Source organism: Pseudoflavonifractor sp. BSD2780061688st1 E11, from assembly GCF_005844125.1.
Lineage (GTDB): Bacteria > Bacillota > Clostridia > Lachnospirales > Lachnospiraceae > Sellimonas > Sellimonas catena.
This window is the reverse complement of sequence record NZ_SPHM01000001.1, coordinates 313-20,078: the sequence shown is the minus strand read 5'-3', so window position 1 is coordinate 20,078 and position 19,766 is coordinate 313. Positions and strand designations below refer to the sequence as shown.

The following is a 19,766-nucleotide window of genomic DNA, read 5'->3' as shown; positions in this document are numbered from 1 at the left end:
AAAACATTCCGACCGCAAATCAGGTATATCTTGGCTTTTGTTTCTGTCCGTTGCTCTTTTCGATCATGTTCCGGATATCCTGCATTTCCTGATCCAGCTCAGAGATCACTGTAGCGCACCGTTTCAGCTTCTTCTGGATCTCTCCCTCATCATCGATCTCCTTTTTGTAACGGAGACGGTGATCCACGCTTGCCCAGAAATCCATGGCGATCGTACGGAACTGCACCTCCACTTTCATATATTCCTTTCCGTCTGCCAGAAAGATCGGGACCTCCAGAATCAGATGCAGGCTCCTGTATCCATTCTCCTTTGGATGCTGTATGTAATCTTTTGTCCGCAGAAGCCGGATGTCATCCTGCCCTGTGAGAAGCTCCGCCAGCTTGTAAATATCCTCCTGAAACGCACAGACAACACGGACGCCCGCCACGTCAAAAAGATTCTTCTCGATATTTTCCAAAGTCGGCTCAAACCCTTTTCTTTTCAGCTTCTCCATGATACTGGCCGGAGACTTCAGCCTCGTCTCTATGGATTCAAACGGATTTCGATCATAATTCAGCGAGAACTCGGCATCCAGTACGTTCAGTTTTGTCTCAACTTCCATGATCGCACATTTATATTTATTCATCAGTGCTGTGAATTCCACGCTGTTTGCCATATCACAGCTGTCCGTACGCTGTGTATAGACCTCTTTCAAGTTTTCTTTCATTAGTCGCACCTCTTCTTGTATCAATATGGAACATTGATTCCTCACTATAGTATAACAAAGCGCACATGGAAACTCCAATGAAAAAACTATAAACATTTTTCTGCCCCTTTGCCGGATTTGTGCTATCATAAAAGAAAGCAATGGTTTTTGTCGAGGAGGAGTGTATCATGACAGATAATAGACATTCATGGATAAAAAGAGGACTGACCGCAGGGCTTTTTTACCTGCTTTCCATCGCGCCAAGATTGATCGGACGTCCGAAGCGGATGCCCGGGAAATTTTATGCCCACCGTGGGCTTCATGACTTAAGTCTCGGAATTCCGGAAAATACCATGGCCGCTTTCCGGCGCGCTGTAGAGCACGGATACGGAATCGAACTGGATGTCCAGCTGACAAAAGACGGTCAGGTTGTTGCCGCACACGATTTTGATCTGAAGCGCATCTGCGGAGTTGAAAAAGATGTGGATGAGCTGACTTATGAAGAGCTGAAAGCTCTTCCTGTTCTTGGTACGGCTGAGCACATTCCGCTGTTTCAGGATGTGCTGGATCTGGTAGATGGCAAAGTGCCGCTCCTTGTGGAGATTAAATATAAACATGTGGGAAGTTCCATCTGCCGGAAGGCCGCGGAGCTTCTGGATCATTACAGTGGTTCTTACTGCATCGAATCTTTCCATCCGGTGGCTTTGATGTGGTTTCGGAAATACCGGCCGTATACCGTCAGAGGCCAGCTGGGAATGAATTTTCACAAGGATGACGGACGGGTGCACCCTGTCTATTATTTCCCGCGGCATCTGCTGACCAACTTTCTGACAAAGCCGGACTTCATCGCCTACGACCACCATGCAAGAAGCGCCCTTTCCCTGACGATCTGCCGGGTGGTTTTTGGCATTCCATGTTTCGCCTGGACAGTAAAATCCCCGCGGGAATATTATGCCTGCGAGCATATTTTTGACTACTTTATTTTCGAGGGCTTTCTTCCGGAAGAATCGGATATCCGGAATTGCTCCTGATCTGTACAAAACGGGGCATCGGCTCGTAAAGAACTGCTGCCCCGTACTTTATTTTCCATCTTCTTTTCAGACTTTCCTAGCTAAAAGCTTCTGGAATTCCTCTACTGTCGTTCCATACTCTTCCGCTGCCTGCTCAAGCGTCAACAGATTTTTCTGATAAAGGCTGATTAATGTTTTCGCTTTTCCTTCTTCCTGTCCTTTTTGGCGTCCCTCTTCCCTAAGCCCTTCGGCGTATTGTTCCTCATTAAATTCTTCCAGAATCACGTCGCTCACCTCCGCACTGTTCTTCTCCAGAAATTCTTTCAGAATGTCCTGTTCGATACAGCTCTTCTGTGCCTGCCGGACTGCTACTTCTATAGAACTACCTTTTTTCTGATTCTCTCTGACTTCATTGATAAAATATGCATATTCCCAGAGGATTCTACAATTCTCGAACAGTTCTTTGTTGTGTCCAAGATTGATATTCAGCATGATGACGCGACATTCCAGAGCCGCCTGTCCGGAAAATTCTGACTTTTTAAAAGCATCCGAAAGTTTTAATTCCTGGTATTCAGCTTCTTCTTTTCGTCCATTATAGAATACCACATATACCGGTACTGGTAAAGAAATCTGGGTAGAACTGTATATATTCAGCCCATTCTCCCGGATGTAATTCTGATAAATCCGCGCCAGATAAAGCAGTCCGCGAACTGGCATATTCGGATTGAATGTGCTTTGATGCTCGAAGAGATTCATGATACTTGAGAATAAAAAGGACACATCGTTTTTCATTCCCACATAAATCACATCTTCCAGTGTTGTAATTTTCATATCATCGGGATTTGTATAAGATGTTTTGTTTAAAGCATTATAAAGAGAGAGCAGATTTTTCTTGTCACGGAATATCATTCGGAAAAGTGTATCTTTATATTTAGAATTGACATGATGATTCGAAGATGTGTTTTTCTTTTTGGATATTGGTTTTCTTTGTTTTTTACTCATAGGCAGAAGCCTCCTTTGATTTGATGATAGATTTGATGATAAATTTGACAAAAGATTAGAACACGGATATGAAATCAGACTGCATTTTCAGAATAAACACAGAAAAAGAGAAGTCTTCTTCATCATAGCAGAATATTCTAAAAAGCACAAGAGGCAGCAGCTCTTTACGAGCCGCTGCCCCGTGCTTCGTGAGGTTATTATGGCATGTTTTATCCTACTTGTCGTAGATTGTCTTGATTTCAAGGAATTCTTCGTATCCCTCTACGCCGCCTTCTCTTCCGAGTCCGGACTGTTTGTATCCGCCGAACGGGGATGTCGGGTCCCACTGTCCTTCATTCACGTAAACAGTTCCTGTCTTCATCTGACGTGCAACTTTGTTTGCCTCTTCTTCCGGGCCAAATACAGCGCCTGCCAGTCCGTAGATGCTGTCGTTTGCAATCTGAACCGCTTCTTCCTGTGTTTCGTAAGGGATCACTACCAGTACCGGTCCGAAGATCTCTTCCTGTGCGATTCTCATATCCGGTTTTACATCACTGAAGATCACCGGTTTTACATAATAGCTTCCGTTATCTTCCGGCACTTCTCCGGCTACCATTCTGGCACCTTCCTGTAATCCAAGTTCAATGTAGCCTTTGACACGGTCAAACTGCTTTTTGGATGAAAGCGGTCCCTGTGTTACCGTCGGATCATCGGCCGGTCCGTATTTGTATTCTTCCAGCTGTTTTTTGATGATTTCCTCTGCGCGTGCAAGTCCGTCCTTCGGCACCAGAAGTCTTGTCAGCGCGTTGCATGTCTGTCCTGCGTTCGGTACGACAGTCTCCAGTACAGAATGAATTCCATTTTCCCAGTCTCCGCCGTCCAGAAGGATGGCAGCGGATTTTCCGCCCAGTTCCAGAGCAATCTTTTTGATATTGCCAAGAGCCATTCTGGCCACTTCCCGGCCTGCTCCCGTAGATCCTGTAAAGGAAATCATATCCACGTCTTCATGTGTGGAAAGGGCATTTCCGACTTCTCCGCCCCGTCCTGTTACCAGGTTGAATACACCTGCCGGATATCCTGCCTTGTCAATTTCTTCTGCGAGAATGTATGCGGTCAGCGGAGTGTACTGGCTTGGTTTTAATACAACACAGTTTCCTGCCAGAAGCGCCGGCACAACTTTCTTTTCAATCTGCTCCAGAGGGAAATTCCACGGAGTCAGTCCTCCGACAACGCCCACCGGTTCTCTTCTTACGACAGAAGTCAGTCTTCTCTGCTCATACGGGAATTCAGAAGCGGTCTTGATATAATGTTTTGCTTCCAGAATAAACGGATCCGTATGCACTTCCGCGGAAACCTTGTACGGAGAACCAAGTTCTTTGGTGATGGTCTCGATCAGTTCCTGGCGTCTTTCTTCCAGACCGGCCACAACTTTTTTCATCAGCTCCACTCTCTCTTTCAGAGGAGTGTACTGCCATGTTTCAAATGCTGCTCTTGCAGCCTTTACTGCCCTGTCTACATCGTCTTTGTTTCCTCTTGGTACTTTGGCGATGATTTCGTGCGTAGCCGGATTCTCGATCTCAATCCACTCGTCCTGTGATGAATCTACCCATTCTCCATTGATGTACAGTTTACGGATTTCCATACTGCTCTTACCTCTCTTTCTGAAATTTTATGCCTGTTCTATAACCTATCGAAGTGTTTCAAATTTCATTGCTTCGGAAAGATATGCTTTTTCTTCATCATTTAATTCCATACGCGGTCTTCTGACATATCCACCGTTTAATCCCTTTTTGCCAAGGCCGTATTTTAACGCCTGCACCGGCTTCGGGAATGACTCCAGCACATTCAGCGCCGGCAGAATCTCTTTGTAGATTTCTTTTCCTTTTTTCAGATCTCCTTCTACATAAACCGCCTCGTAAAGTTCCACGCACTGTTTCGGAGCTACATTTGCAAGCATGCAGATCCATCCGCAGGCACCGTCGGCAAAGCTTTCATATGCAAGATTGTCGCATCCGCAGAATACAGATACCTTTTCCGGAGCATCCATCAGGACTTCTGTCAGCTTCTGCATGCTTCCGCTGGACTCTTTTACGATCGCTGTGTATGGAAGTGCCATGATCTCCCGGAATGCTTCCTGGCCAATTTCGATTCCGGCAGATCCCGGATTGTTATATGCCACGATCGGGAACTGAGTCTGCTCTTCAATATAACGGTAGTGCTCAACGATCTCGTCCTGTGCCGGATGGCAGTAGAAGGATGGAAGCACCATTGCCGCATGAGCGCCGCATTCCTTGATGTTGTTGACAAGTTTGACCACGTCTTCCGGGCGTTCTCTGGAAGCCCCTACAATGACGCTGACACGGTCCTTTACATATGGAACGATCTCTTTTACATATGCCATATGTTCTTCATCGGAAATACTCTGATATTCACCTGTTGCTCCAAGGATGCAGACTCCCTGCACGCCCTGTTCGATCAGCCAGTCCAGATTTTTCTTTGCTGACTCGAAATCAAATGTTCCGTCCTCGTGGAATGGTGTGACTACTACGGCATAAATGCCCTGAAACTGTGTGTTCATGTTTTACCTCCTTGACTTTGTCGTCTCTCTATGCCTGTCCGGCTGCAAACCGGTCAAATTTCAGCGGGCTTAAATCCATAAACGGTTCTTCTCCCGCAATCATATCTGCCATGACTTTTCCTGTGATCGGGGAAAGTCCGATTCCGTCTCCTTCGTGTCCGGCCGCAATGTAGAAGCCTTCTACCGGAGTGCCGGATACGATCGGCATGTGGTCCGGCGTGTAAGGTCTAAGTCCACTGTAGGAACGGATCACTTTGATATCTGCGATTACAGGGAAGAAACGGATCGCACGCTCTGCCATTGCCTTCATGACTTCAATGCTGCTTCTTGTATCTTCTCCTGCAAAGGTTCTGGAAGAACCGATGAGGAAGTTGTTGGATGCTGTCGGCTCAAATACGAAAGCAACTCCGTATTTTTCCACCCGTTCCGATACCGGACGCTTGTATCCGTCGCTCTGGAACTTTGTGGACATATATCCGAATTCATGTACTTTTCTTCTTGCCACCTGGAAGGTCTGCTCGGAAACCAGGATCTGTCCCTGGCGGGCCTGAATCGGAATGTCAAGTCCTACCATCTTTCCGATCACCGGGGCCCATACTCCGCAGGCGTCCACAATATTCTTCGCTGCGATTTCCCCGTTTTCTGTTTCAATGACAAATGCGTTGCCGTCCCGGCGGATTCCTTTGACACGGTTATGTAAAGAAAGCACCGCGCCTTTTTTCTCTGCTCCCAATGCCATACCATAAGTCAGTCCAATCGGATAAACCGAGCCGTCCGACATGGTTTCCAGTCCCCCATAGACATCTTTTGCAAGATACGGTTCATCATCCTGAACTTCCTGTCTGTCCATCATCCGCATCGGAATTCCGCATTTCTTCATAGATTCACAGAACTCGGACGCCATCTGAAATTCTTCTTCCGTCTCTGTGAGAAAGAGACTTCCCCTTTGTCTCCACTCAAAATCATAATCCAGCTCTTTGCTTAAACCTTCGAACATATCCTGGCTGGCCTTTGCAAACAGAGCGTCAAATCCCGGCTGTTTGTCGCAGACAAGAACATTTCCATCACTTCTGCTGCTTGTGGACTGTGCAATGTCCCCGGCGTCAATCAGGACGACAGAGGCTCCCTTTTTTGCGTTAAAGTATGCCACGGATGATCCGATGGCACCGGCCCCGATGACCGCTACATCATATGCTTTGCCCATGTTTTTATCCCTCCTGATCTTCTCCATCTTCTGCAAGTTCTCCAAATGTTACAGGGCGTACCGGAGGCCGGTCCGTGCTTCCCTGAATTTCATTCATCTTTTTGCCTGTTTCTTCTGCGATAATCCGGCTCACCAGTTTGCCGCATGTCCTGCCCTGGCAGAGTCCCATTCCGGCACGGACTCTTCTCTTGACTTCCGTCACAGTTGTTGCATGGTATTCCCGGATCGCTTTTCTGATTTCTCCTGCTGTAATTTCCTCACAGCGGCATACGATCACATCGTCATCCAGCGGTCCTTCCGGTTCTACCGGGTGGAATCCTTCGTGTGCTTCCGGAAGCTTCAGTCTTCTCATTGTCCGGACAGTGTCCGCATGTTCTTTCGGGATCGCAATGGTTACAACCGGTGTGTGGTCGTTCTTTTTCGGATTCATTACCTTGATCACACGTCCTTTGCAAACATACTCTCCCGCACGGGAAAGGGCGTCTATTTCTGCTCCTTTTTCCGGAAGCGGATCGTATTCAAACGGGAAGCTGACTGTGGCTTCTGTCTCGGAATAGCTCTTATCTACAAGGAAAATCGCAAGTCCCGGGCAGGCTGCAACGCACATGCCGCATCCGATACATTTTTCTCTGTCTACCTGAGGCGTATTGGTAATCGGTTCCCCGATATGAATTGCATGAAGCGGGCATGCGGATTCGCAAGGATTACACGGAATCTGCTGTACACACTCAACCACTGCCACCGGGCCTTTCGCGAAGCGTTCTTCGTCCGGCCATCCATTTGCCTCTTTGATTTCGTCCATAGACGGGTATCCATCATAAATGATTCCTGTTGCCATCTCTATTAAACCCCCTTCTTGATGATCCGTTCTTTTGCCGACATTCTCCGGTCTCCGAACGGTCCCTGCCTCAGGGAATCCAGCCTCTCTCTGATTTCGGCCTTTTTCTCTTCTGCCTGTTCTTTCGTCAGATGTCCAAGTGCTTCCGCAGCTGCTGCCGCCGCAAGTCTTCCTTCATCCATCGCTGTGCTGGCCTCTTCCACTCCCGCCGTATCTCCGGCAACGTAGATTCCCGGCACGCTCGTCTCCATATCCGCGTTGTGAAGCGGCATCCATCCGCCCATCTCCGGAATGAAATCATGCTGTACTCCTGCCATCTGTGCCAGTTCGGAAAGCGGACGGAGTCCGACTGCCACACAGATGACGTCCACATCGGTTTCCATCTCCGTGCCCTTTACAATCTGTCCGTTTTCAAATTTTGCGATCACTGCTTTTTCTACATGGTCCGTTCCCTTAGCCTCTGCAATGGTGCTGCCAAGATAGAACGGAATTCCCGCACGGCGGATTTTCGCCGCGTGCACACCGTAAGCACCGATCTTCGGCATTCCTTCCACGATTCCGACTACATCCGCCCCTGCCTGAAGGAGCTGGTAGGCAACGATCACACCTACATTTCCGGATCCGATCATCAGAATCCTCTTGCCCGGAAGCACTCTCTGTACGTTTGCCATCGTCTGTGCCGCACCTGCTCCCATGACACCCGGAAGGGTCCATCCCGGGAACCGGAGCGGATTCTCCGCGCCGCCTGTGCAAAGAAGAAGTTTCTCCGCCTCTATGATTTCTGTTTTTCCATCTCTCAATACTGCTGCTCTCTTGTCCGGGAAAATTCCGATGCAGGCGCTGTTCAGCCAGAAGTCAATTCCAAGTTCTTCCGTCTCCTGAAGGAGCTGTTTTCCGATATCGATTCCTCTGACGCCGGCACGGTGTGCCCTGGAACCAAAGAATTTGTGAAGCTGTTTGAAAAGCTGGCCGCCGGCACGTCTGTTCTCATCTACGAGAAGCACGTCACAGCCGTCTTTTTTTGCTTCGATTGCCGCCGCAAGCCCTGCCGGGCCGCCGCCGATGATTACTACTTCTCTTTTCATTCTTTCGTGCCTCTCTTTCCGAATCCCTGTTGTGTCTCAATTACCATACCGTCTTCCACCGGAGTGATGCAGGTACGGACATTCGGTTTCCCGTTCACTGTCATGACGCAGTCCGTACACTGTCCGATGCCGCAGAACACACCTCTCGGCTCATGCTTTTTCGTTGTATATCTGTGAATGTGGATTCCGTTTGCCATCAGCGCCGCCGCGATCGTCTCGCCGCTCTTTGCCTGAAGCTTTTTTCCATCCACGATAATCTCCACATAGTCATCCTGACCGAGTTCTCCCAGGATCGGATGATGTAATACTCTCATTGTATCTGTTTCCATCTTTTTGTCTCCTTTCCGCCCTTATGCCAGCTGATAACCCTCCTGGAAAATGTCTTCCGGATCCAGAAGGAATGTATGGATTCCTGTCACCCAGGCTCTTCCTGTCACCTGCGGAATCACCGCCGGTATGCCGGCCACCTCTGCATCATCCAGGTATTTACATTTGAACTGGCTGCCGATGATGCTCTGGTGAATGAAGCTCTCGCCCTTTTTGATTTCTCCCTTTGCCGCCAGGACAGAAAGCTTGGCCGATGTTCCGGTTCCGCACGGTGAACGGTCAATCGCTCCCGGCGGGATAATAACTGCATTTTTGATTGCTCCGTCTTCCTGATCTGTCGGCTCATAAAACTCAACATGTGTCACATGATGCTCAAACGGAATCGTAGGATGCTGCACAGCAATCTGTTCATTGATCCGCTGCTTCAGGTAATTGCCCGCCTGAATCAAAAGTGAAGAACTTTGCGGATTGATGTGAAGTCCTACGGATGCAGCCGGAAGAATCGCGTAAATATTTCCGCCGTATGCGATATCCGCTTTCACTGTTCCGTACTTGCTTGTTGTGATTTCCGCATCCCGAACCATAACAAATGCCGGTGCATTCACGAAAGTAACGTTTACAGCCGAGCAGTCGCGCACTTCAATCTGAAGCTTTACAAGACCTGCCGCAGTATCAAGAGTTACATAGGTGTAAGGCTCCTGCACATCAACCATGCCGGCTTCCACAAGTGCGGTTCCGACTCCGATCGTATCGTGTCCGCACATCGGCATCCATCCGCCGACCTCAAAATACAGCACTCCGAAATCCGCCTCCGGATTGCACGGCTCCATGATCAGTGTTCCTGACATTACTTCATTTCCTCTTGGTTCAAATGTCAGAAGCTTTCTGAGCCAGTCTCCCTCTGTGGACATATACTCCAGCTTTTCCTGCATCGTCTTACCCGGTATGTTCGGGATTCCACCAATCACATTTCTCGTTGGCTCACCACAGGTATGTGTGTCTATCGTATGAAATGTTTTTCTGATTTTCACCCCAGTATCCTCCTTCTTGTTCTTGTGCACTTTTTCTGTTTGCTTGTTAGACCGCGTTCTAGTTTATGCTTTTATTATAGCATAGTTTTCATTTTCGTCAATCCTTTTGTTCATATTTATGAATATTTTTATTCGATTGTGAAGCTTTTATCAGAAATTATTGTCATATTTTTATCATTTGTGAACTTTGTGAAATATTTTACATTTAATGTTTCATTTCTATGAATAGACAGGCGGCGTGAAAAAGGTTGACTTGACAAAAAAAAGTCAATATACTGTTATTACCAAAGAATGGGGGTTATATTATGAACCAGAACGCAAGTATCGGAGAAAAAATCAAAGCATTACGTACCTCACAGAATATGACGCTGAAGCAGCTCAGCGAAAAGACAAACCTGTCCACCGGATTTCTCTCCCAGATGGAACGGGGCATGTCATCTATAGCAATCGACACACTGGAAAATATAGCCGGAGTTCTCGGCGTAAGTCTTACCAGCTTTTTCGATGAGGAACCGGTAAAGGATATTTCAGATCCTGTTGTACACAGTTTTGCCCTTCCGGCAGTACAGGTCGGGCCTCAGATCATCCAGCATATTTTAAGCCACGATGTTTCTTCCTTCGATTTTCTTCCAAGAATTTTTACCCTGCTTCCACTTGCCAACACAGCAGAAGAAAATCTGGAAATGTATACGCATAACGGCGAGGAGTTCATCTATATTCTGGAAGGCATTGCCACCATTCAGGTGGGTTCTTCCCAATATACGCTGTATCCGGGTGACAGTATCCAGATTCATTCCAATGAAAGTCATAACTGGATGAATCACACAAACAAGGTCGTTCGGCTTCTTACCGTCAACGTACCCAATCCATTTCGTCATGCCGAAAGCGGACATATTATGCCGGATGATCTTGAGGGAACAGGTTCTGATTTTTGGCATCAATATCAGACGGCAGCCGATTATCCGGAATATTAGATTTGAATATAGTGGTCCAGAAGCGAACCGCTTAAACGAGCATAACCGTTTCGTCATCAAAAAACCGGGAGGAATCCACAGATACTGCGGATTCCTCCCGGTTTTTAATGAATCACTCTTTTTTCTTTTATTTCTCATCCATCAGATGACACGCTACCTTGTGTCCCGGACATACTTCTCTTAATTCCGGCACTTCATTAAAGCAGCGGTCCGTTGCAAATTCACAACGTTCTGCGAAACGGCAGCACTGTTTCGGATTGATCGGGCTTGGGATCTCTCCTTTGATCGGGATACGGCGGTTTGCTTTTGCCTTATCCGGATCTGCCTCCGGAATCGCGGAAAGCAGTGCTTTCGTGTACGGATGCTGCGGATTGCTGTAAAGCTCTTCTGTCTCTGCCTGTTCCACAATCATTCCAAGATACATAACAACCACGCGGTCGGAAATGTATTTAACGACACTTAAGTCATGGGCAACAAACAGATATGTCAGTTCCCGCTGTTCCTGAAGATCTTTCAGCATATTGATAACCTGAGCCTGAATGGATACATCCAGAGCGGAGATCGGTTCATCACAGATAATGAACTCCGGATCTACCGAAAGGGCTCTCGCGATACCGATACGCTGTCTCTGTCCACCTGAGAACTCGTGCGGGAAACGGGACATATGGTCCTTGTTCAATCCGACAGTTTCCAGCAATGCCTCTACTTTTTTGTCAATCTCATTCTTCGGGGTTCCATGCTGCTTTAATCCCTCTCCTACGATTTCTTTTACCGTCATACGGGAATTCAAAGATGCATACGGGTTCTGGAAGATCATCTGTACCTTCTGACAGAACTCTTTCTGCTCTGCTTTGGAAAGCTTTGTAATATCTTTTCCATCGTAAATGACTTCACCTTTTGTCGGTTCGTACAGACGGATCATGCAACGTCCTGTCGTGGATTTTCCACATCCGGACTCTCCTACCAGTCCGACCGTCTCTCCTTTATAGATATCAAAAGAAACATCGTCTACCGCTTTCAGTTCGGCATGCCTTCCCACTTTGAAATATTTACATAAATGCTTTACCTGAACGAGAGGCTGTTTTTCCTTATTTTCCATCTTCTGCCACCTCTCCTTTCTCTACTGCTACGGCTCCTTCTTTCTTGAACTCGGTATCCGGAGCATATTCATGCTGTAACCAGCAGTTTGTGATATGTTCAGCTGATAACTGATATGTATACGGCGGATTGTCCTTGCATACATCCATCGCATACTCACATCTTGCCGCAAACGGACATCCTTTCGGCGGGAAGAACAGATCCGGAGGCGTACCTTCAATCGGTTTCAGTCTCTGACCTTTCTTCGTATCCAGTTTTGCGATAGAATCCATCAGTCCTTTTGTATACGGATGAGCCGTATTGTAAAAGATTTCCTGTGCAGTTCCCTGCTCTACAACCTTTCCGCCGTACATAACAACGACGCGGTCACACATACGGGCAATAACACCAAGGTCATGGGTAATCATGATAATGGATGTTCCAAGCTTTTCTCTCAGCTCAAGAAGCAGATCCAGGATCTGTGCCTCGATTGTAACATCCAGAGATGTCGTCGGCTCATCACAGATAACAAGGCTCGGCCTGCTTACAAGAGCGATCGCGATCATGACACGCTGTTTCATACCGCCGGAAAGCTCATGCGGATACTGGCGGTAACGTTTCTCAACATCAGAGATACCTACCAGTTTCATAATCTCCAGTGCCTTTTCCTTAACTTCCTTTTTTGAAACACCTGCCCGGCCAATGAACACCTCTTCGATCTGTGCGCCGACTCTCATTGTCGGGTTCAAGGATGTCATCGGATCCTGAAATACAAATCCGATATCTCCTCCACGAAGCTGTCTAAGCTCTTTTTTGTCCATCTTCAGGACATCTTTTCCGTTAAACAGGATTTCCCCGCCTTCAAAGAATCCCGGCGGTTCCGGATTCAGACGCATGATACACTGCGCTGTAACGGACTTTCCGCATCCGGACTCTCCTACAATTCCGAGGATCTCCCCTTTGCGTACTTCAAAGCTGACATCACGGACAGCCTTTACTTCCCCACCATAGGTGTGGAAAGAGTACACAACATTTTTTAATTCAAGAAGTTTCTCTTTTTCTGCCATTTATCCGTTCCTCCTATTCCGTTCCACGCAGTTTCGGGTCAACCGCGTCTCTAAGTCCGTTTCCAAGAAGGTTCAGCGCCAGCATTGTCGTACAGACAAAAAATGCCGGAATCAGGATCTGATGCGGATAGTAGCGCAGGTACTGAATTCCCTCTTTACAGATAACACCCCAGCTACAGTCAGGAGGTGTGATACCAAGTCCGATGTAGGACAGGAATGCTTCCTGGAAAATGGCTCCCGGGATTGCCATACAAAGGTTTGTAATTAGCATTCCAAGGATATTCGGAATAATATGACGGACAATAATGATAAAATCTGGTACTCCAAGTACCTTTGCCGCCATAACAAAATCCTGCTCTTTGATCCGGTAGACTTCACCACGGACAAAACGGCAGGTGCCAATCCAACCAACAATACACATTGCTACAATCAATGGGGCAACACCTTTTCCAAGTACCATCATAACGAGGATTGTAATGATAAGACTTGGAATTCCATATAAAATATCAACAATTCTCATAACAATCATATCGAGCTTGCCGCCATAGAATCCGCAAAGCCCTCCAATAACAGCCCCAACACACATATTCAATACGGCTGAAATCAGACCAATTGTAAGCGATACACGGCCGCCCATCCAGATACGTACCCACAAGTCACGTCCCGTAGAATCACATCCAAACCAGTGGGCTGCTGATATCATTGCATTCTTAGATTCAACATCCATTTCTGACTGTGTATACTGGCTGAACATCGGTGCAAAAATAGCAAGCAGTGCATAAAGCACAACGATGCAAAGACCAATAAATGCTGTTTTATTTTTACGAAGCCGTCTCCAAGCATCCGACCAAAAGGAAAGAGACGGACGGCTGATACTCTCCATGCGGACAGTATCTTTTCCTTTGATCACAAATTGTTCTTTCTTTAATTCTGCCATGTCTCTCACCTACCTTATTTCTTTCCAATACGTACACGTGGGTCAGCAACACCATATAAGATGTCGACAATCAGGTTACATAATACAAGGAAGATACCATAGAATACTGTCATTCCAAGTACCATGGAATAGTCGTTATTGGATACACTTTCTACATAGTATTTTCCCATTCCAGGAATCGCAAAAATAGATTCGATAACAAATGTACCTGTCAATACAGAAGCAACAGTTGGTCCCATGACGGTCATGACCGGCATAATCGCATTACGAATCTGATGTTTACATGTAATTCTCAGCTCTGATACTCCATTAGAACGTGCTGTCTTAATATAATCCTGGGATGTTACCTCCAGCATACTTGCACGCATAATACGTGATACCGATGCCAATGTATAAAAAGCAAGTGCAAAGGCAGGCAGGATTGTATATTCAATTCCTTCATACTTTGCAACCGGGAACAATCCCCATTTGATTCCAAAGAAATACTGGAGCACTGCTCCCATAATAAAATCAGGAATACTCGTTCCCAAAACCGCAATAATAACGCAGAAGAAATCCAGTTTTTTTCCTCTGTTCCGGGCCGAAATAATACCTAATACTAATCCAATCGCAACTGCCATTACAAGTGCACGTATACCAAGATCAGCCGAGAACGGGAATGTCTCACCGATAATATCATTGACTGTTCTATTCGTATACTTCATGGAATATCCGAAATTCCCATGAAGCAGGTTCATCATATATGTCCCATACTGCACGATCATTGGTTTATCAAAGCCATAGTATGTCTCCATATTTGCTCTTATCTCCGGGGTTAGTTTTACACTTGTAAAAGGCTCACCTGGCATTAGACGCACAAGAAAAAATACGATAGTTATCAATACCCAGACCGTCAGAATGGCTGCTACCACTCGTTTTAAAATATATTTTGCCATCCTTCATCCTCCTGTTGTAAGCAAGATGATCCAGGAAAGATCAGATCCCCACCTTTGGGCTTTCCTGAACCATCTCTATTTTACTTAACATTCTCACTGCCCGGCTTCTCTTTCCGGGCAGTGGAAAAAACATATTTTAAATTATTGTTTTAAGCTTCAATATCTGCATAAACCCAGTCAATGTTGATACTGCAATAGAAGAAGTGCAGATCTTTTACATCATCATCAAGCAGGTAGTGAACTTCACGTTCTGCCTGCGGAAGGAATGCTGCGTCATCGACAATAATCTGTTCTGCCTGATGAAGCATATCCATACGTGTTGCTGCATCTGTTTCTGTCTGAGAAGCATTCAAAAGCTGATCTACCTGATCATTCTTATAATGAGAGTAGTTCTGAGAGCAGTCAGATTTGAAAAGTTCCAGATAACTGTATGGATCATCATAGTCAGATCCCCATCCAGCCCATGAAATTTCAAAATCACCTGTCTGCTGACGGGAAAGTACTTCATTATATGTTACCTGTTCAATTTCAACATTAATTCCGAGCGACTTCTTCCACATTTCCTGACAAACTTCAGCCTGTTTCTTGGAATTGTCTGAATCAGTTGTCAGAATAGTTACTGTAATATCAGATGGTTTTGAATATCCTAATTCAGATAAAGCTGTATTCAGATATTCTTTCGCCTTATCTTCATCACCGTCCAACGGATAGGAATTCAGATTAGATTCTTCACCATATGTACCATTTACTCCGCTTAATCCAGAGAATACAAGGCCATTGCTTGGTTTAAAGTAACCATTGTTTACAAGCTCATTATAATCATTTCTATTCAATGCATAGTTTAACGCAAGACGGAAATTCTTGTTTTCAAGAGCCGGATTACTTCCTGCCATGTTGAAATAGAAGAAGTCTACATTACCATTCAGGAATGTATGGTCTTCGCCTTTATGCTGATCAATAGATGCTGTCGGAAGCTGAACATAATCCAAATCTCCATCCTCATACATTGCAACAGCTGTTTCTGTATTTTGAACATAACTTAATTCTACGCGGTCCAGTTTGATAGAGTCCTTATCCCAGTAATTTTCGTTTGGTTCAAATACCCATTTCTGATTTTGAGAACTTTTAAGAACATAAGGACCTGAATATACATTTTTCTCAGCATCTGCAGCAAAATCTTTACCATACTCTTCTACAATATCCTGACGAAGAGGTGCATACTGAGCCGAAGAACCAATCAGACTTAAGAAATATGCTGTAGGATGTTCGAGAGTAACAACTAATGTTGTGTCATCCTGTGCTACAACCCCCAATTCACTTGGATCCATCTGATCTTTTTCTATTGCATATCCATTTTTCAAATATTCCCCAATAAACGCGTACGGAGCTGCTGTATCCGGATTCATCAGCCTCTGCCAGCTGTAAACAAAATCCTGAGCTTTAATCTGTTCTCCATCACTCCATTTTGCATCCGGATTCAGATGGAAGGTGTATGTAAGACCATCATCTGAAACTTCCCATGACTCTGCAACACCTGGAGTAATCTCTCCACCTGTGTTGCGGACAAGGCTTTCAGTAACAGCATGCTGAATTTCATTATCCGGAATACAGTTACCTTTTGTTGGGTCCAGAGTTGTTGGCTCTGTATTCGTAGAATAGCGAAATACCTTTCCATCACTCGAACTGTCATTACTGCTCTTGCTTCCAGGTGTGCCGCATCCGGCAAGCATGGTTCCTACCATCACTGTTGCAAGCAGCGCCGCAAATACTTTTTTCTTCATAATGTGTCCTCCTTTTTTAAAGCTCTATTAACTCATGTGTAGCACTTATCAGGTTTTCATATCCCTTCGCTGTGACAAGTCCCTGGTCTTCGACCCGGACACCGCCCCATCCCGGTATATAAATCCCCGGTTCTACCGTCATAATGTTCCCCTCCTGGAGAACATCTTTGCTGTTGCTTCCGATAAATGGAAGCTCATGTACGAACAGGCCGACGCCATGGCCGATCCCTCCGTAATTGTATTGCAGATACTCTGTGTCCTTGATCGCTTTCAGTGATGCCTCATAACACTCGGTACCTGTCACTCCCGGCTTAATCGCCGCCTCTACATCTTCGGTCATCTGACGGCAGAGATTGTAGACTTCTTTCTGCTTCTCTGTCGCCTTTCCGACTACAACAGTTCTTGTCATGTCAGAAAGATAACCATTGAACTGACATCCGTAATCCATCAGGACGAAGTCACCGTATTCGATGGCTTTGCTGGACGGAATGCCGTGAAGAAGTGATGTCCTTGCTCCTGATATCAAAATCCCGCCGTACGGCTTGGTGTCCGCTCCTTCCATTACCATGTAATGGGAAAGTCTGGATGCCAGCTCCTTTTCTGTCATTCCGACACGGATATCTTTAATAATCTTATCAAATGCTCTGGATGCAATCTCACATGCTGCTCTTAGATATCCTTCTTCTTCGCTGGTCTTAACAGAACGGAACTCTTCGATCACATTAACCGTCGGTACCATCTCTGTCGCGCCCTGGCTCCGGATAGATTCATAAAAAGAGAAGGTGAGATAATCTTCCTCAAAAGCAATTGTTTTTGCCCCTTCTTCTGACGCCAGTTTCTGTACCGTCATTCCGATCGTATTGTTCGGCGTCCTCCAGTTGACCACTTCGTAATCAGGACATTCATAAGATGCCTGTTCTGTATAACGTGGATCAGTGATGAAGAACTGCTTCTTCTGTGTAATGAACAGATAAGAATCTTCACCGGTATAGGAACTGATGTAACGGACATTAGCTGGCTTGGCAATAAAGAAAGAATCTACCTTCTTCTCTTCCATATATATTCTCAGCTTCTGGATAGTATCCATCTGATTGTACCCCCTATCTAAAATGTATATTTATATTATCCACAGTTTTGCAGTAACATATGTTCGCTTATAGCTTGAAATCCTTTTGTATGGCGGCTTACAAGCTTTTTTTATTTTTTAAATTCGTCATATTTTACTAGCGTTTTGTAACGTTTTGTGGTATAATAAGTATTATATGAAATGGAGTGCTTATTATGTATCTTAAAAAAACACCGAACTCTCATGGCCGCATCCGGCTTTCTATTGTTGATACTTATTACGATAAAGTTAAGAAATGCTCCCGCCAGAAAACCGTAGAATCTATCGGCTGGCTCGATGAACTGGAAAAGCAGTATGAGGATCCGATTGCTCATTTCACAAAACGTGTAGCGCAACTTAATGAGGAAAAAAAGAAAAAGCAAGCCCCGATTCACTTTACTTTCTACGATTCCGACAGGCTTCGCATTGATGATGACCTGCGGAAAAACTTCGGCTATGCCGCATTGAGCCGGATCTATCATGAACTCGGCATCCATACCTTCCTGACCAACCGGCAGCGCCACTCGAAAGAACAGTATGATGCCAACGCCATTATGAAGATGCTTGTTTATTCCCGACTCCTTTTTCCTGCTTCAAAGAAATCTTCTTATGACGGCCGGGAACGTTTTTTTGAAAGATCGGATTACTCCCTGGATGATGTCTACCGCTGCCTTTCTTTTCTGGACAAACACAGGGAAAACCTGCAGATATGGATGAATGACAGGATTAAAAAGAATTATGGCAGGGATACCAGCCTGATCTATTATGATGTTACAAACTACTATTTCGAAACAGATGAACAAAACGACTTCCTTCACAAAGGCATTTCCAAAGAGCACCGGCCAAACCCGATTATACAGATGGGCCTTTTCATGGATAACAGAGGAATCCCCATTACTTACGAACTCTTTCCCGGCAATACCAATGACTGCCTGACCTACCGGCCAAACTTCGGGCGCATCAAAAAACAGTTTGACCTTGGACGTGTGATCTCCGTTGCTGACAAAGGCATGACGACAGGCGATAACATCTGGTACACGATCAATACCCCTACTCATGATGGATATGTTTTCAGCATGTCCATCAGAGGATCTGAAAAAGGGATCAAAGACTATGTCCTCAAAGAAGAGGGCTACGAGTGGCTTGGCACGGAATATAAACGAAAATCCCGAAAATCCCCAAGAACGATCCTGGTTACTTCTGTCACCGGCAAAAAGATGAAAAAGCAGGTGGACGAGAAACAGGTCGTCTTCTGGAGTGAAAAATATGCCCGGCGGGCAAAAGCCGAACGGGAAACCGCACTGGCAAAGGCCAGAGATCTGGCACAAAACCCGGGGAACTACACAAGAGCCACTTCCTATAGGGCAGCAAAATATGTCAAAAAAATAGACTACGACAAGGAGACCGGTGAGATCCTTACCTCCTCATCCATACTGGATATTGATGAAGAAAAGATCCGTGAAGAGGAAGCACTGGACGGTTACTATATGCTCCTGACCAGTGAAATGGAGACATCGGATGATGAAATCATCGACATGTACCGGGGGCTATGGCGGATCGAAGAGTCTTTTAAGGTGACCAAAAGCGAACTGGAAGCCAGACCCGTATACGTCTGGACAAAAGAACATATCGAAGCACATTTCCTGACCTGTTTTGTAGCCTTGACGATAGCAAGGATACTGGAAAATAAGTTGGAACGAAAATACAGTGTCGGAAGAATCCTGGACTCCCTGTCAAAAGCAGAATGCAGCCTGCTCCAGCAAAACTATTATCTATTCGATTACTATGATGAGGTACTAAAAGAGATTGGATCGATTATGGATATTGATTTCGGAAAACGTATCCGTACGCTGGGAGAAATAAAAAAAATTTTGGCAAAAACAAAAAAATAGAAAAAACACCATGAAAAAATGACAAAATAACAAGGCCGTAGTCCCGCATAAATACTGGGATTACGGCCATTTTTAATTCTCTTTATCTGCAAAAGTCAGGAGATAAGAATCTTCACCGGTATAGGAACTGATGTAACGGACATTAGCTGGCTTGGCAATAAAGAAAGAATCTACCTTCTTCTCTTCCATATATATTCTCAGCTTCTGGATAGTATCCATCTGATTGTACCCCCTATCTAAAATGTATATTTATATTATC

Annotated in this window: 19 protein-coding genes; 3 read left to right on the top strand and 16 right to left on the bottom strand. The window is 45.6% G+C overall.

Translation table 11 applies throughout. The annotated features are described in order from the left end of the window. Window positions 1-19 precede the first annotated feature (19 nt). Entirely contained in the window at window positions 20-706 is a 687-nt protein-coding gene (locus tag FGQ85_RS00095) for a GTP pyrophosphokinase family protein (RefSeq protein ID WP_087169467.1), read from the bottom strand. A 167-nt stretch (window positions 707-873) separates the two neighbouring features. On the opposite strand from FGQ85_RS00095, the gene FGQ85_RS00090 reads away from it, so the two are divergent. Then, entirely contained in the window at window positions 874-1,716 is an 843-nt protein-coding gene (locus FGQ85_RS00090; protein ID WP_138372362.1) for a glycerophosphodiester phosphodiesterase, read from the top strand. 66 nt (window positions 1,717-1,782) lie between these two features. Here FGQ85_RS00090 and FGQ85_RS00085 read toward each other — a convergent pair whose 3' ends face one another. From FGQ85_RS00085 to FGQ85_RS00050, 8 genes are all read right to left on the bottom strand, one after another. Beyond that, the gene (locus FGQ85_RS00085) at window positions 1,783-2,697 is read right to left on the bottom strand and encodes an Rpn family recombination-promoting nuclease/putative transposase (protein ID WP_138372361.1); all 915 of its coding nucleotides are present in this window, start codon (window positions 2,695-2,697) and stop codon (window positions 1,783-1,785) included. Window positions 2,698-2,911: 214 nt separating this feature from the next. Beyond that, the gene (locus FGQ85_RS00080) at window positions 2,912-4,318 is read right to left on the bottom strand and encodes an aldehyde dehydrogenase family protein (protein WP_118636571.1); all 1,407 of its coding nucleotides are present in this window, start codon (window positions 4,316-4,318) and stop codon (window positions 2,912-2,914) included. Between the two features lie 45 nt (window positions 4,319-4,363). Continuing rightward, window positions 4,364-5,254 carry a dihydrodipicolinate synthase family protein gene (locus FGQ85_RS00075; RefSeq protein WP_087169471.1) on the bottom strand — a complete coding sequence of 297 codons (891 nt, stop codon included), beginning with the start codon at window positions 5,252-5,254 and terminating at the stop codon, window positions 4,364-4,366. Window positions 5,255-5,282: 28 nt separating this feature from the next. Next, window positions 5,283-6,458: an FAD-dependent oxidoreductase gene (locus FGQ85_RS00070; protein ID WP_158099278.1), complete on the bottom strand. Its 1,176-nt coding sequence runs from the start codon at window positions 6,456-6,458 to the stop codon at window positions 5,283-5,285. A gap of 4 nt (window positions 6,459-6,462) precedes the next feature. Further along, window positions 6,463-7,296 (bottom strand): (2Fe-2S)-binding protein, encoded by an 834-nt coding sequence (locus FGQ85_RS19060; RefSeq protein ID WP_171027843.1) that lies wholly within the window; start codon window positions 7,294-7,296, stop codon window positions 6,463-6,465. Between the two features lie 5 nt (window positions 7,297-7,301). Next, entirely contained in the window at window positions 7,302-8,381 is a 1,080-nt protein-coding gene (locus FGQ85_RS00060) for an NAD(P)/FAD-dependent oxidoreductase (protein WP_138372359.1), read from the bottom strand. After that, window positions 8,378-8,695 (bottom strand): (2Fe-2S)-binding protein, encoded by a 318-nt coding sequence (locus FGQ85_RS00055; protein ID WP_087169487.1) that lies wholly within the window; start codon window positions 8,693-8,695, stop codon window positions 8,378-8,380. Before FGQ85_RS00055 ends, FGQ85_RS00060 begins: the two co-directional genes overlap by 4 nt. A gap of 36 nt (window positions 8,696-8,731) precedes the next feature. Further along, window positions 8,732-9,739: a proline racemase family protein gene (locus FGQ85_RS00050; protein WP_087169475.1), complete on the bottom strand. Its 1,008-nt coding sequence runs from the start codon at window positions 9,737-9,739 to the stop codon at window positions 8,732-8,734. A 305-nt stretch (window positions 9,740-10,044) separates the two neighbouring features. Here FGQ85_RS00050 and FGQ85_RS00045 point away from each other — a divergent pair, with 305 nt between their 5' ends. Next, window positions 10,045-10,713: a cupin domain-containing protein gene (locus FGQ85_RS00045; protein WP_087169476.1), complete on the top strand. Its 669-nt coding sequence runs from the start codon at window positions 10,045-10,047 to the stop codon at window positions 10,711-10,713. A gap of 127 nt (window positions 10,714-10,840) precedes the next feature. Here the strand turns inward: FGQ85_RS00045 and FGQ85_RS00040 are convergent, their stop codons facing one another. The 6 genes from FGQ85_RS00040 to FGQ85_RS00015 all read right to left on the bottom strand — a co-directional run bounded on the left by FGQ85_RS00040 (window position 10,841) and on the right by FGQ85_RS00015 (window position 17,597). Then, entirely contained in the window at window positions 10,841-11,812 is a 972-nt protein-coding gene (locus tag FGQ85_RS00040; RefSeq protein ID WP_087169477.1) for an ABC transporter ATP-binding protein, read from the bottom strand. Continuing rightward, window positions 11,802-12,857: an ABC transporter ATP-binding protein gene (locus FGQ85_RS00035; RefSeq protein WP_087169478.1), complete on the bottom strand. Its 1,056-nt coding sequence runs from the start codon at window positions 12,855-12,857 to the stop codon at window positions 11,802-11,804. The genes FGQ85_RS00040 and FGQ85_RS00035 overlap by 11 nt, the downstream gene beginning before the upstream one ends. 13 nt (window positions 12,858-12,870) lie before the next feature. Beyond that, window positions 12,871-13,794 carry an ABC transporter permease gene (locus FGQ85_RS00030; protein ID WP_087169479.1) on the bottom strand — a complete coding sequence of 308 codons (924 nt, stop codon included), beginning with the start codon at window positions 13,792-13,794 and terminating at the stop codon, window positions 12,871-12,873. A 14-nt stretch (window positions 13,795-13,808) separates the two neighbouring features. Further along, a complete protein-coding gene (locus FGQ85_RS00025) occupies window positions 13,809-14,729 on the bottom strand; it encodes an ABC transporter permease (RefSeq protein ID WP_087169480.1) in 921 nt (306 codons plus the stop codon). 149 nt (window positions 14,730-14,878) lie between these two features. After that, window positions 14,879-16,510 carry a peptide ABC transporter substrate-binding protein gene (locus FGQ85_RS00020; RefSeq protein ID WP_087169481.1) on the bottom strand — a complete coding sequence of 544 codons (1,632 nt, stop codon included), beginning with the start codon at window positions 16,508-16,510 and terminating at the stop codon, window positions 14,879-14,881. A gap of 16 nt (window positions 16,511-16,526) precedes the next feature. Further along, on the bottom strand, window positions 16,527-17,597 hold the full coding sequence (locus FGQ85_RS00015; RefSeq protein WP_087169482.1) for a Xaa-Pro peptidase family protein: 1,071 nt from the start codon (window positions 17,595-17,597) through the stop codon (window positions 16,527-16,529). 194 nt (window positions 17,598-17,791) lie between these two features. On the opposite strand from FGQ85_RS00015, the gene FGQ85_RS00010 reads away from it, so the two are divergent. Beyond that, complete coding sequence (locus tag FGQ85_RS00010; protein WP_138372358.1) at window positions 17,792-19,507, top strand: IS1634 family transposase; 1,716 nt, start codon at window positions 17,792-17,794, stop codon at window positions 19,505-19,507. A gap of 72 nt (window positions 19,508-19,579) precedes the next feature. Here the strand turns inward: FGQ85_RS00010 and FGQ85_RS00005 are convergent, their stop codons facing one another. After that, window positions 19,580-19,726, bottom strand: coding sequence for an aminopeptidase P family N-terminal domain-containing protein (locus tag FGQ85_RS00005; protein WP_087169484.1), 147 nt, complete (start codon window positions 19,724-19,726; stop codon window positions 19,580-19,582). Window positions 19,727-19,766: the final 40 nt, after the last annotated feature.

Bases quoted from the DNA above. Each gene is read 5' to 3' on its own strand.
- FGQ85_RS00095 (WP_087169467.1), bottom strand. From the start codon at position 706: ATGAAAGAAAACTTGAAAGAGGTCTATACACAGCGTACGGACAGCTGT.
- FGQ85_RS00090 (WP_138372362.1), top strand. From the start codon at position 874: ATGACAGATAATAGACATTCATGGATAAAAAGAGGACTGACCGCAGGG.
- FGQ85_RS00085 (WP_138372361.1), bottom strand. From the start codon at position 2,697: ATGAGTAAAAAACAAAGAAAACCAATATCCAAAAAGAAAAACACATCT.
- FGQ85_RS00080 (WP_118636571.1), bottom strand. From the start codon at position 4,318: ATGGAAATCCGTAAACTGTACATCAATGGAGAATGGGTAGATTCATCA.
- FGQ85_RS00075 (WP_087169471.1), bottom strand. From the start codon at position 5,254: ATGAACACACAGTTTCAGGGCATTTATGCCGTAGTAGTCACACCATTC.
- FGQ85_RS00070 (WP_158099278.1), bottom strand. From the start codon at position 6,458: ATGGGCAAAGCATATGATGTAGCGGTCATCGGGGCCGGTGCCATCGGA.
- FGQ85_RS19060 (WP_171027843.1), bottom strand. From the start codon at position 7,296: ATGGCAACAGGAATCATTTATGATGGATACCCGTCTATGGACGAAATC.
- FGQ85_RS00060 (WP_138372359.1), bottom strand. From the start codon at position 8,381: ATGAAAAGAGAAGTAGTAATCATCGGCGGCGGCCCGGCAGGGCTTGCG.
- FGQ85_RS00055 (WP_087169487.1), bottom strand. From the start codon at position 8,695: ATGAGAGTATTACATCATCCGATCCTGGGAGAACTCGGTCAGGATGAC.
- FGQ85_RS00045 (WP_087169476.1), top strand. From the start codon at position 10,045: ATGAACCAGAACGCAAGTATCGGAGAAAAAATCAAAGCATTACGTACC.
- FGQ85_RS00040 (WP_087169477.1), bottom strand. From the start codon at position 11,812: ATGGAAAATAAGGAAAAACAGCCTCTCGTTCAGGTAAAGCATTTATGT.
- FGQ85_RS00035 (WP_087169478.1), bottom strand. From the start codon at position 12,857: ATGGCAGAAAAAGAGAAACTTCTTGAATTAAAAAATGTTGTGTACTCT.
- FGQ85_RS00030 (WP_087169479.1), bottom strand. From the start codon at position 13,794: ATGGCAGAATTAAAGAAAGAACAATTTGTGATCAAAGGAAAAGATACT.
- FGQ85_RS00025 (WP_087169480.1), bottom strand. From the start codon at position 14,729: ATGGCAAAATATATTTTAAAACGAGTGGTAGCAGCCATTCTGACGGTC.
- FGQ85_RS00020 (WP_087169481.1), bottom strand. From the start codon at position 16,510: ATGAAGAAAAAAGTATTTGCGGCGCTGCTTGCAACAGTGATGGTAGGA.
- FGQ85_RS00015 (WP_087169482.1), bottom strand. From the start codon at position 17,597: ATGGATACTATCCAGAAGCTGAGAATATATATGGAAGAGAAGAAGGTA.
- FGQ85_RS00010 (WP_138372358.1), top strand. From the start codon at position 17,792: ATGTATCTTAAAAAAACACCGAACTCTCATGGCCGCATCCGGCTTTCT.
- FGQ85_RS00005 (WP_087169484.1), bottom strand. From the start codon at position 19,726: ATGGATACTATCCAGAAGCTGAGAATATATATGGAAGAGAAGAAGGTA.